The sequence below is a fragment of the Thermus sp. H19.2 genome, assembly GCF_054979525.1.
This window is the reverse complement of record NZ_CM143429.1, coordinates 1,295,453-1,306,510: the sequence shown is the minus strand read 5'-3', so window position 1 is coordinate 1,306,510 and position 11,058 is coordinate 1,295,453. Positions and strand designations below refer to the sequence as shown.

General features: G+C 67.6%; 15 protein-coding genes. 2 read left to right on the top strand and 13 right to left on the bottom strand.

Features of this window, described 5'->3' with window-relative positions; genetic code table 11:
* Position 1: 1 nt before the first annotated feature.
* The 13 genes from mraZ to ACY5J6_RS07080 form a co-directional block, all read right to left on the bottom strand.
* Positions 2-436, bottom strand: a complete 435-nt coding sequence (gene mraZ, locus ACY5J6_RS07140) for a division/cell wall cluster transcriptional repressor MraZ (protein ID WP_054638370.1) — start codon at positions 434-436, stop codon at positions 2-4.
* Positions 437-1,629: 1,193 nt separating this feature from the next.
* Positions 1,630-1,881, bottom strand: coding sequence for a DUF6848 family protein (locus ACY5J6_RS07135; RefSeq protein ID WP_039456838.1), 252 nt, complete (start codon positions 1,879-1,881; stop codon positions 1,630-1,632).
* An 8-nt stretch (positions 1,882-1,889) separates the two neighbouring features.
* On the bottom strand, positions 1,890-2,306 hold the full coding sequence (locus ACY5J6_RS07130; protein ID WP_462844301.1) for a hypothetical protein: 417 nt from the start codon (positions 2,304-2,306) through the stop codon (positions 1,890-1,892).
* A gap of 11 nt (positions 2,307-2,317) precedes the next feature.
* Complete coding sequence (locus ACY5J6_RS07125; protein WP_462844300.1) at positions 2,318-3,730, bottom strand: DUF2586 family protein; 1,413 nt, start codon at positions 3,728-3,730, stop codon at positions 2,318-2,320.
* A 10-nt stretch (positions 3,731-3,740) separates the two neighbouring features.
* The gene (locus ACY5J6_RS07120; protein ID WP_462844299.1) at positions 3,741-3,938 is read right to left on the bottom strand and encodes a hypothetical protein; all 198 of its coding nucleotides are present in this window, start codon (positions 3,936-3,938) and stop codon (positions 3,741-3,743) included.
* Between the two features lies 1 nt (position 3,939).
* Entirely contained in the window at positions 3,940-4,431 is a 492-nt protein-coding gene (locus tag ACY5J6_RS07115) for a hypothetical protein (protein ID WP_462844298.1), read from the bottom strand.
* Positions 4,428-4,922 carry a phage virion morphogenesis protein gene (locus ACY5J6_RS07110; protein WP_462844297.1) on the bottom strand — a complete coding sequence of 165 codons (495 nt, stop codon included), beginning with the start codon at positions 4,920-4,922 and terminating at the stop codon, positions 4,428-4,430. Before ACY5J6_RS07110 ends, ACY5J6_RS07115 begins: the two co-directional genes overlap by 4 nt.
* Complete coding sequence (locus tag ACY5J6_RS07105; RefSeq protein WP_462844296.1) at positions 4,922-5,359, bottom strand: gp436 family protein; 438 nt, start codon at positions 5,357-5,359, stop codon at positions 4,922-4,924. Before ACY5J6_RS07105 ends, ACY5J6_RS07110 begins: the two co-directional genes overlap by 1 nt.
* Positions 5,356-6,264 carry a Mu-like prophage major head subunit gpT family protein gene (locus ACY5J6_RS07100; protein WP_462844295.1) on the bottom strand — a complete coding sequence of 303 codons (909 nt, stop codon included), beginning with the start codon at positions 6,262-6,264 and terminating at the stop codon, positions 5,356-5,358. Before ACY5J6_RS07100 ends, ACY5J6_RS07105 begins: the two co-directional genes overlap by 4 nt.
* The gene (locus ACY5J6_RS07095) at positions 6,265-6,648 is read right to left on the bottom strand and encodes a capsid cement protein (RefSeq protein WP_462844294.1); all 384 of its coding nucleotides are present in this window, start codon (positions 6,646-6,648) and stop codon (positions 6,265-6,267) included.
* Positions 6,648-7,661 (bottom strand): phage protease, encoded by a 1,014-nt coding sequence (locus ACY5J6_RS07090; RefSeq protein ID WP_462844293.1) that lies wholly within the window; start codon positions 7,659-7,661, stop codon positions 6,648-6,650. The genes ACY5J6_RS07095 and ACY5J6_RS07090 overlap by 1 nt, the downstream gene beginning before the upstream one ends.
* A 71-nt stretch (positions 7,662-7,732) precedes the next feature.
* Complete coding sequence (locus tag ACY5J6_RS07085) at positions 7,733-8,002, bottom strand: hypothetical protein (RefSeq protein WP_462844292.1); 270 nt, start codon at positions 8,000-8,002, stop codon at positions 7,733-7,735.
* A gap of 94 nt (positions 8,003-8,096) precedes the next feature.
* Positions 8,097-8,468 carry a LexA family protein gene (locus tag ACY5J6_RS07080; protein WP_462844291.1) on the bottom strand — a complete coding sequence of 124 codons (372 nt, stop codon included), beginning with the start codon at positions 8,466-8,468 and terminating at the stop codon, positions 8,097-8,099.
* A 377-nt stretch (positions 8,469-8,845) separates the two neighbouring features.
* Here ACY5J6_RS07080 and ACY5J6_RS07075 point away from each other — a divergent pair, with 377 nt between their 5' ends.
* Both ACY5J6_RS07075 and ACY5J6_RS07070 read left to right on the top strand, forming a co-directional pair.
* Positions 8,846-9,115 carry a helix-turn-helix transcriptional regulator gene (locus ACY5J6_RS07075; protein ID WP_462844290.1) on the top strand — a complete coding sequence of 90 codons (270 nt, stop codon included), beginning with the start codon at positions 8,846-8,848 and terminating at the stop codon, positions 9,113-9,115.
* On the top strand, positions 9,096-11,057 hold the full coding sequence (locus tag ACY5J6_RS07070) for a hypothetical protein (protein WP_462844289.1): 1,962 nt from the start codon (positions 9,096-9,098) through the stop codon (positions 11,055-11,057). The genes ACY5J6_RS07075 and ACY5J6_RS07070 overlap by 20 nt, the downstream gene beginning before the upstream one ends.
* Position 11,058: the final 1 nt, after the last annotated feature.

The window sequence follows — 11,058 nt, the reverse complement described above, 5'->3', positions numbered from 1 at the left end:
CCTACCCAATGAGTCCCTTGAGCGCCTCGGGGGCCGGTGGGTGGCGCATGATTTCTTCAATGGTCTTCCACCAGCGTTCCTGGCTCCAGATCTCCAGCCTGCCCGGGGCTCCGGCTACCACCACCTCGCCCCCTTCCTGGAGCCCAGCGAACTGGCGCAGCGGTGGAGGGATCAGGACCCGGCTGGCGTTGTCCATCCGGGTCTTGTGGGCCCCCGAGTAGAAAAAGCGGACAAAGGCGCGAGCCTCGGCGTCGGTGAGGGGGAGGTTGACCAGCTGCTCTTCGATCTTGCGCCAACGGTCGGAAGGGAAGACGTAGAGGCATCCCTCCATCCCACGGGTGAGCACCAGGCCGTCTTCCAGGAAGTCCCGGAAGGGGGCGGGGATGACCACCCGCCCCTTGTCGTCCAGGCTGTACTGGTACTCACCGAAGGGCATTTCCCACCCGCTCCCACCTTCGCTGGGGTCCGCCCCTTGGGTTAGAGGAGGTGCGGGCCTTACCCAAGCGAGGCTTTTCGCTGGGAGTATACCACACATTTCCCACAGATTTCCACTCCCTCCCACTTGTGTCCCACCTTTCCCCCACCTGGCTGGGGAGGCCATTCCGGTGGCTCGAGCGGAGGGAACTTCGCCCACTTTGCGCCGCTTTGGTGTAATGGAGCGCGCTTGTTGTTAGTTGGGGCGGGCCCGACTAAAGGCGAAGGAAGGCGAAGGAAGGCGATAAAGAAGGCGAAAAAAGGCGGCGGCGAGGTGGCGAAAAGCGGCGGCACCCGGCGAGGGGGGTGCGTCATGCTTTTGGACAGTAATGGGCGGTCATGCCGATGAGGAGCGGGAAAGCACGAGGTGAACCCCTTGTTTTTGCGTGCAGGAGCGACTGACCGATAAAAGTATAAACTCGGTTGAGTTATGCTTGACCGCAGAGTCAGTCATGCTCCAGGTAAGTGGAAGGAGTTGGCTCCTGGTGGGGAAAAGGGCCGTTGGCTTTACAATAGCGGGCGCAAGGTTGATGAGAGGCACAAGTGGGCTTCTAGAGGGAGAAAAGGGCGTTTATGCAAGTTGACGGTGTGCACGTGCACAGCGTGGGTAGTTTTGGGGGTTGATTTGCACACCGTGCACAGCGTTGCACACCGTGACTTTGCTCCCTCCCCAAGGGGATTATTCATTGGTTGTATACGCGTGCACAGCGTGACGGTGTGCAAGCCTAAAAGTAAAGGCTATTAGCCTGTATGCTAATCCAAATCTCATATAAGCCCGTAGAATACATTGACCCAAGCTTTCCACTTCTTGCCGGGCCTTCCACCCTCGAGGGCCAGGATGGCAGGCCGTGCCTCTCATGGCACTCTCACAAAACTGGACACGGGTTCCCCCCTTCGTGTCCTGGACAAAAGGCGGCGGGTGTGGTAAAGGGCTTCGCCCCGGCCCTCGAGGGGGCCCAAGCCCGAGGCCCCAAAAGCCCCGGCCCCCGGGCCGTTACCCGGGGGCCTTGGCTTGGAGGTAACGCTTTTCCAGCCAGACGGCCTGGCGGGCGAGCTCTAGGAAGTCTTCCGGGTCCTCGGGAGGCTCGCGGTGGAGCCAGTGGCGGATGAGGGCGGAGAGCTGGGCGAGGGGTGGAGGGTCACGCTCCAGCTCCGCTAACCGGCCTGGAAACCCAGGGCCTCCAGGATGCCGTTGGCGGCGGTGAGGGCGAGGCCGGGCTTCTCCGCGGTGGCGCGGGCCCAGGCCTCCTGGTCCAGGGCGAGCTCACGGGTGAAGTCCAGGGCGGCGCTCAAGGGCGCCCGGGCCATGCGGCTGGTGAAGCGGTCCACCTGGGCGATGTCGGGCCTGCGGAAGGCGAAGGTGCTCTCGCCGTGGGTGAAGGTGTAGAAGGGCTTTTCCCGTTCCATCTAGCCTCCTAGCCGTGCTGGATCTCCCCGAGCACCACGAACTCTAGCTCCACGGTGATCCGCTCCGTGTCCTGCTCCACCCCGCCGAAGGAGCGCTTGGTGAAGAGGCAGTCCTTCAGGGTGTCGGTGACGGCGGTGCCCGTCCCCTTGTCGTAGGAGATGACGATGTCAAAGGGGTCCAGCTTGTAGACGTTTCCCTCGGGGGCGGCGGCCCGGAGGCGGTCGTACTCCTCCCGGAGGAGGGTGAGCTTTCCCGAGGCCTCCCAGTTGCCCTTGGTGTAGCCCCTGGGGGTGCGGCCCTTGCCGTAGATGGCGTTGACCTTCTCGGAGTCCTCGTAGTCAATGGAGAGGACGTCCGCCAGGGGCACGCCCTTCACCTGGATGCTGATGTGCTCCCAGTCGTAGTAGCGGCCGTTAATGGGCATGCTTCACCTCCTCACCCCACCAGGAAGGGGTTTTCAAAGCCGATGTCCATGACGATCTCCCGCAGATAGCCCAGAGGGACGATGCGGATCTGGAGGCGAAGGGTCTGGGAGGCCAGGATGTCCTGGCCGGGAGGGGCCACCACGCGGCCCCGGGCGATCTCCCCGGCGGCCTGCATGAGGCGGAGGGGGGTGTTGGCCCGGGCCAGGAGGCTCGCCAGGCTCGCCTTGAGGTCGGTGGGGTCCACGTGCCACTGCACGAAGTCCAGGAGGGCCTGGCGCACCTGGTAGGTGGCCTTGTCCATGACCCGGCGGTTCTGCACCAGCTTGTAGTCGCTGGTGGGGGCGGCGGCGGTGCGGCCTTCCACGATGAACCAGCCGTCCCGGCCGATGAGGCGGTAGACGGTGGTGAAGCCCGCGGTGTCCAAGGCCAGGGCGTGGGCGTTGTTGAAGAGGCTCTGTTTGCCGAAGGGGGTGTCCACGAAGGGGGCCACCTGGACCACCCCGCTCAGGGGCCCGAGCTGGACCCAGGCGGGGGAGACGTGGACCCGCTGGCTGGAGATGCGGGCCCCCACGCGGGAGGCGAGGCTCTGCACCTCAAGCCTTCCCGTGAGGGTGTCCACCACCTCCGCCCAGGTGGCCACGATCATCACCCGCTTGTGGCTGAAGCTCGCCTTCTCGCTCAGGCGGGCGTTGACCCAGGCGTCGGGGTCCTGGCCCGGCGGGACGGTTTCCGTGAGGAAGAAGATGTAGCGGAAGTTCGCCTCGGCCTCGTCGGCCAGGGCGCCCAGGGCGGCCCACATGGCGGGGCCGGTGGGCTGGGCCACCTGGATGTACTCGTACTGCAGGTTGGTGTTGAGGGCGGCCCGGACAGCCGCTTGGACGCTGGAGACGCTGGCCTGGGGGGCGGTGGCCTGGAAGCGGTAGGTGGCCCCCGCGGCGTAGGTGCCGGTGGCGAAGTTCAAGGTGAGCCCCGTTCCCGGCAGGGTGTAGGTGGCGGCGGTGGCGATCTCCTGGCTGGTGGTGTCCCCGCCGTCCAGGCTGTAGGTGAAGGTGGCCGTGCCCAGGGCCCCTCCCTTGACGATCCTCACCACGATCTCGTAGGCGTCTAAGGGGCTTCCCGTGACGGTGACCGCGGGGGAAGAGGGGTTGGCGCTGTCGGCGGCCACGCTCCCCGCGATGTCGGCTTGCGCCCGCACCGCGTAGACCTGGCCGCCCCCGTAGGCCAGCTGGTCGGCCACGGCCCGGGCCAGGGGCCCGGTGCCCAGGACGCCGGGGACGGCGGCGAGGTCGCTGAAGGCCAGGACCTGGTTCACCGGCCCCTGGCTGGAGACGCCCACCACCACCCGCTGGCCCTCGCCGCTCGGGGCCACGATGCCCAGGCCCCCGTCTTGGATCTCTGGGTAGACGCCGGGTAGCCTTGCCATCCTCTACCTCCTACCTGTGGGTGGGCCCCTGGAGAAACTCCTTCAGGGCCTTCTCAAACTGGGCGCGGGAGACCCGGGTCCCCTCGGCCCAGCCCGCGTAGACCTTGAGCCCCGCGAAGGCCCACGGGGGCACCCCCAGGGCCTCGGCGTGCTCTTCTATCGTGGGAAGGGCTTCTTGCGCTTGGGCCTTTTCCTCTTCCTTGGGCATGCTATACCTCCTCTTCCAGGACCGCCTCCTCCACCTCCACGGCGATGGGCACCCAGGCGGTGTCCTCGTAGAGGGCAATCTCCACGGGGACTTCCAGGGCCAGGGCGTTTTCCCCCACCAGGAGGCCTTCCTCGTCCAGATAGGAGAGGGCGATATCGTTCAGCTTGGCGTGATAGTCCTCCCCCACGTGCAGGGGGGTGTCCCACATATAGAGGAGAACCCCGGCGAGGAGCTGGTCCAGCTCCTCGCTGGAGCGGGCATAAAGCTCCAGGCGGATACGTAAGGTGCCTCCATAGAGCCTGCGCCGGGTCTTGACGGGCCCGGCCACTACCCGGCTCCCGTCCCGCTTGAGGGCGCCGGTGAGGGGCTGGATCAGGGCGGCGGGGGCCACCCGGTAGGCCTCCTCCCGGCTCCGGCCCACCAGGACCCGGGCGGGGGGAAGGCCCGCGTGGCCGCAGGCTGCCTTGAGGTACGCCACCACCGGGGCGATCACGTTGCCCTCCTCACCCACTCCCGGAGGAGGGCCTCGGCCTCCTCGCGGTCCTCCTCGGTGAGGCCCAGGTAGGGCCGGGCGGGGATGCGGACCTTCCGCCCCCTCCCGGCGTAGCCCCCGAACTGGTGGATGCGGGCGTACTCCAGGTTAGTGCCCACGTAGATGCGGCTTCCCGCCACCTTCCAGGAGATGGAGTTCTTCAGGCGGGCCGTGACGACCAGGGGCTTGCGCAGGGCCACGCGCCTCTGGGCGGCGGCGGAGATCCCGCCCCGCTTGAGCCGGTCCCTGGGCCGCACCTCCTTCGCCAGGGTGGCGGGGGAGAGGGGCGGCCAGGGGGAGCCGTCCGGGGCCCGGCTCTCCTCAAAGCGGCGGTGGGTGCGGGCGAGGATCCCCTCGGCGATGGCCTCCTTGACCTTCTGGGGGACGCCCCGCCCGAGCTTTCTCAGGGCCTCGTTTAGCTCCCGCCAGTCCCCTTTGAGGCGCACGCCCATCAGAAGTCCTCCAGGCTCTCCCGGGAGAAGACCCGCTTCCCCCGGACGGCGGCCCCGCCCTTGGGCCTCGCGGGCTCCCCCGTGGGGGGGAGGGGCAGGGAGGCCTTGCCCACGGCCACGTCCCGAAGGAAGGCCACGGCGTCCCGGTAGCGGGTGAGGGCGGCCTCGTCGGCGGTGCCGGGCCGGATGCCCCGGCGGAGCATGAGGCGGTAGACGGCGATGTCCACCGCCTTGGCCTTCAGCACCTCGGGGAGGGAGGGGAGGGGGAGGGCGTAGCGCTGGGCGAGGTAGCTTTCCACCTCGGCCCAGGCCTCCCTGAGGGCGGCCTCGGCCCGGGCTTCGCCTTCGGGGGTGAGGACCCCCGCCCCCTCCTCGTCCACGAGGTAGAGGAGGGCGTCTAGAGGGAGGGCTTGGCGGAGGTCCTCGAGGGTGATCATGCGCCGGTGCCGGTGCCGGTGGAGCCGTAGGCCAGCTGCCAGAAGAGGTAGCCCGCCGCTTTACGCTCGTAGACCCCGTAGATGAAGACGTTGCGCTTGAAGACCTCGTCGGAGGTCTCGGGGTCGTCCTTCGCCACCCACTCGGGGCGGCTCCGCCGCTGGAGGACGAAGGGGCGGATGGCCTGGCTCCCGTCCACCAGGAACCAGTAGGTCTCGTACTCCTCCACCAGCCAGGGGCTGACCAGGATCTCGGCCTTCCCGTAGTCAGGGTTGGCCCCGCCCGAGGGTAGGGTAGGCACCCCCACGATCTCGTAGGCGGTGCTCTCCAGCCCGGGGCCCACCACCAGGTAGATGGGCTTTTGCAGGAAGAAGCCCAGCGGGTAGCCTCGGGCGTCGGTGAGCTGCCTCATCTGGCTCAGGGCTTGGCGGAAGGTCTCCCGGGTCAGGGGGGCGTTGCTCGCGTTCTGGAAGGTCCGCTTCCCCACCGTGTGGGAGCCGAAGAAGGGGCGGCCGTCGTAGCCCTTCTGCTGGAACCCCTTGCGCAGGAGGTCGGCGATGAGGAGGTCGTCGTGCTCGGCCCACCTCCGGGCGTACTGGAGGGCGGTGATGCGGATGAGGTCCATCTGGTCGTCCTCCGCGTCCGTGCGGGACACGGCGAAGGTGGCCTCCCAGTCGGCGTTGGCGATGGCGAAGGTCTCGGCGGTGAGGTTCTGGACCTGCCGCTCCCCCTCCCAGAGGCGCATGGTGGGCATGTTCTCCATCCAGGCGTAGTAGTTGGCCCGGCCGTTGGACTGGACCTCCAGGGCCAGCTTCGGCCAGAGGGGGGTGTACCCCTCCTTGGCCTCAAAGACCAGGGCCTTGAGGGTCCGGCTGAGGGCGCTCAGGTTCTCGCGGTTCAGGATCATCTACCACACCTCCACCCAGACGTAGTCCGGTTCCACCTTCAGGGCCCGGCCCGCCTTGGAGCGGTCCGTGCCCGTTTTGCCCACGGTGTTGGGCCCGGTGGCATAAACGTCCTTTCCCAGCTCCGTGGGGCCCACGGGGTCGGCGGGGTCGTTCTCAAGGCGGAAGACCCCCCGGCGCACCAGAACCGTCTTCGCCCCGTCGCCCCCCCCGGTGTTGTCCACGGACTCCTGGGCCACCCCGAGGGCGACCTTCCCGGTACCCGGGCCCGCCTCCTCGGCGTAGCCCCCGCTCACCATCACCAGGGCTCCCTGCCGGATGACGGCGTTCGCCTTCACCGGGAGGGGGATGAGGTACTCGTCCGCCCAGCGCTCGGTGTCAAACATCACTCACCTCCAAACCGCTTCAGGGCCTCCTCGGAAACCCTGAAGACCTGGGCGAGCCTGCGCAGAGGCTCGTCCTCCTCCAAGGCCTTCCGCTCCGCCTTGGGCAGCTCCACGGGCACCAGCCGGGGCATCCCCTCCAGGGCCTTGCGGGCGGCCTCGAGGTCGGCCCGGGCCTGGGCGAGCCAGAACTCCCGCTGGTGGGGGAGGATGCGCCCTTCCTCCAGGGCCTTACGCACCAGGGCCTGGGCCTTCTCTTCCCGGGTCTGGACCTTGATGGCTTCCAGCTCCTTCCGGGTGCGCTCCAGCTCCTCCAGGGCGTCCTGCGCGGCCAGGAGGCGCAGGAGCTTGGCCTTGAGCTCCGTGGGGTCCTCGGCCCCGAGCCCCACCTCCAGGACCACCCGGCCCACGGCGGCCTCTCGCTTGAGGTCCTCCAGGGCCTGGAGGGCCGCCTCCTCGGTGGCCTCCGGGTCCAGTCCTAGGGCCTGCCTGAGCTTTTCCAGCATGTCCGCCTCCGCTTCTATGCGCTTTTGGAACCGGATGCCGGGGTTGTTGGTGAGGGCGAAGGAGTGGTAGCCCAGCACCCGGTGCCTGCCTAGCTCGTCCGGGGTGGGGTCGTAGTAGAAGACCGGGGAGACGTAGGCGTACTCCCCCCGGCTCACCCGCTCCCGCCCCGTCTCCGACCACTCCACCAGGCCGTAGACGAAGCCGTCCTCCCCCACCACCAGCCCGGTGATGAACCCCGCCGCGGGGGCCTCCTGGGCCTGGCCCTCCTCCACCCGCACCGTCTGGTGGTGGAAGTCCAGGACCCAGGGCACGCCCCGGGCCCGCAGGTCCTCCAGGGCGGCCTGGAGGCTCTCCTCGTCGTAGAGGAAGACCGTCCCGTTCCCCACGAACTCCCCGAAGGGATGGAGGGGGATGCGGTCAGGCGCCTCGGCCAAGGCGGCGCGCAGCGTGCCGGAAAAGGTCGGGGTGGAGGTATCGGTATTCTTGGGGAAGCCGGTCAAACTCGTCATAGGGCCGCCTCAGCACCACCCCCCAGTAGGCGCGGTTCTCTGCCCTCGCGGTCTCCGGGGAGAGGGGCCAGCTAGGCCCCGGCCCCCTGAGGCTGAGCGCCCGCGCCCTTGCGAAAGGTGCCGTCCCGGTTGAAGAGGGCCACGATCTGGTCAATGGCCCACCCCAGGACGGTGTCCGGGATCCAGGCGGGCCAGAAGCCGAGGATGGCGGTCACCACCTCCTTGACCCGCTTCATGGCCTCCTCCTTCTTCTGGAGGCCCGGGACCCCGTCCATGAGGTCCTCCACCACCAGGACCACGAGCCCGAGGGCGAAGTAGGCGATACGGATGACCTTGAGCATCCTTCCCTCCAAAAGGTTTTGCCCCCGGGCTTCCCCGGGGGCACGTTTCCCACCTTAGCCCCAGTTTAACCCAGGGGGTGGGGGGGTGTCAAACCTAGAGCCTGCTCCGCACCTCCACCACCCGGCCCACGATCTCCGCCACCTGGTCCAGGGGGATGACGGGAGGCCCGTTCTCCTCGGGGTTGGTGGAGTAGAGGGCCCCGTTCTTGAGGAGCTTCACCACGTACTCCCCGTTCTCCAGCCGGGCCACCACGATGGCCCCCGGGTGGCCCTTGTCCTCGGTGTTGACGATGACGATGTCCCCATCGCAGATGGGCCGCTTCCCGGCGCACATGGAGTTGCCCCGCACCTTGAAGGCCGCGAGGTGCCGGGCGTCCCCCTTGACCCGCACGGGGACGGTGCGCTCCTCAATCTCCTCCGCTTGGGAGGGGCCAGCGCCCACGTAGCCGAGGATGGGGACTCCCACTTCTTTGCGTGTTAGAAAGGCTCCCTCTGGGTAGAGACGCTCAATCAGGTTCTCTACGGGGATTTCTAAGGCAAGGGAGAGTCGGGTTAAAGTGTCCAAGGATGGCTTGATGTATCTATCTCCAATCTTTCTTCCGATGACTAAGCTGTAGACCGTGGTCCTCCCAATACCAAAGTGATCCGCAAACTCCTCCAGTTTGCGCATGCCCATTTGGCGCATTTTTTCAAGGATTTCTTTAGCAAAAGGGCCTTCAAGCTCTGCAGTATGTTTCCTGCCCATCCTTGCCTCCTGGCCTTTAGGGCCTTCCAGGGGAGGAGCGTCCCCGACGTTATCTCACATCCGGTCAAGGGCTGCCCCTTGACTTTCTCACGAGTGAGATGGTACCTTACTCTCAGATGAGAGTAAAGAGCCGCCTAAACCCTAATAAGGTGCGACAGCTAATGTCACAAAGGGGAGTTACCCAGGCCGAGCTCGCACGCCTAGCGGGTATTTCTACCGGGCACCTGGCCATGCTGCTTTCAGGTAGGCGGCCGACACCAAGAATAACCACGGTCTTGCGTTTGAGTCGCGCTCTCGGTGTGGCCGTGGAGGATATTTTGGAGAGCCTAGACGACATGGAGGACACCGATGCCCTGGCTTCCCGTTGAAGAGGCGGCAAAGGAACTGGGCATTTCGCGGAGATCTGTTTACAACTTTATCGCTCGCTACCGCATCCCCACGCAAAAGGAGAAGGTGGGCCGAACCTACCGCACCCTCGTAGACACCGACGCTCTCGCCCTGGTGCTGGGTCAGAACTCCTCGGGAAAGGAGAAGGACCCAGCTCCGCCCCGCCTCCCGTCCCTCCCCGATGGTCACGGAGAGAGGCCGGGCCTCCCGCGCATCGCGCGCATCGCCCAGGAGTACCGGGATCTGCCCCCGGGCCTCCGGTGGGACCTCATCAAGACCGAGGCGGAGCGCCTGGGCGTGACGCCCAACTACCTTTCACGACTGGTGCGCCGCTACCTGAACGAGGGGGGGAAGGCCCTGGCCCCGCGAAGCAGGCGGGATAAGGGCTCGCACCGCGTGCCCGCAGAGCTCAGGAAGCTCGTGGTGGGCCTGAAGCTCGCCCACCCCCGGGCGAGCGCCCGGAGGATCCTGCGCATCGTGGAGGCCAACGACCCGGGCCTCCTCCTCTACCGGCCCTACTCCACCGAGACCCTGTTCCGGCTCTCCGAGGCCACGGTACGGCGCATCCTGCGGAAGGCGGAGGAAAACCCCGCCTTCCGCTACGCCCTTCTCTCCGAGGAGGGCAGGCGGGAGTTCGCCCGCACCTGGGCAGGGCACGTGCTGGCCGAGTACCCCATGCAGATGGTCATGGTGGACATGACCCGGTGCGACACCTTCGTCTACGTCCCCGAAGAGGACCGGATGGTGCGCCTACGCATCCACGCCGCCATAGACGTGTTCTCCGGGGCGGTGCCCTCCCTCGTGTTCAGCCGGGAAGAGGGGCAGGTGCCCACGGACCAGCTCCTCATCCTCATGACCCAGGACAAGACCCTCCTGGTGCCCGACTGGGACGTGCGCGGGGTGCCCGAGAAAATCTACTGGGACAACGGCAAGGTCTACCGCTCGGAGAAAAGCGATCGCTGGGCCAGGGCTCTGGGCGTGGAGCTGGTCTACTCCCGCCCCCGGGTCTCCCACACCCGGGGTAAGGTGGAGCGGTTTTTCGGGGCTTTCCACCAAACCTTTGAGGCCCTCCTCCCGGGCTACGCCGGGCGGGACGCCACGGAGCGGGACTCCTCGGAGCTCAAGCGCCTCTTCCAGAACACCCGGCGCTGGGTCCTGGAGGGGATGCCCCCCGAGCGGGACCCCTACCCCGACCGCCTCCTCCTGGAGGAGGAGTACAAGGGCCGCGCCCTGCAGTGGCTCCTCGGCACCTGGCACCGGGAGCCCCTTGAGGACGGGCTGAGCCGTTTGGACCTCTTCCGGGCCTTCGTCCCCCGGCACCGGCTCGCGGACTTCCGCCTGGAGGACCTCTACCTCGCCGCGGCCTACCAGGTGGAGCGGGTGGTGCGGGGGAACGGCACCGTGCAGTACCGGGGCCGCACCTGGTACCTGGACCCCCGCCACGGGAGCCTCATCCCCTGGCAGGGGCAGAAGGTGGTGGTCCTGGACGTGCAGGTCCTTCCCGGCCAGCCCCTGCGGGTGGCCCTCAAGAACCCGGACGGCACCCTCAGAGTCCTCGGGGAGCTCCTGCCCGAGCCCCTGCGGGCGGACAGCCTCGAGGCCCGCGCCAAGCGGGCGGCGGACAAGGCCGCCATCCTGGCCCTCCGAGAGGAAGCGAGGACGCTCGTAGAGGAGCTTTCCCCCGCCGTGCGGATGGAGGAGATCCTGGAGCGGCTTTCCGGGCTCGCCCCCCTGCCCGCCCGGCGGGAGCGCGTGGTCCTGCGGGCCCAGGAGGGCCTGCCCGCCCCCTCCCCGGAGGAGGTGGCCCGGGCCGCGGCGGAGCTGGAGGCCGAGCTGGAGGACGACCTGATTCTGGACCCCATCGCCCTGGGGGAGCAGTGGCTGCGCGAGCGGGGCCACCGCTTCCCGGGCGAGGAGGAATAGG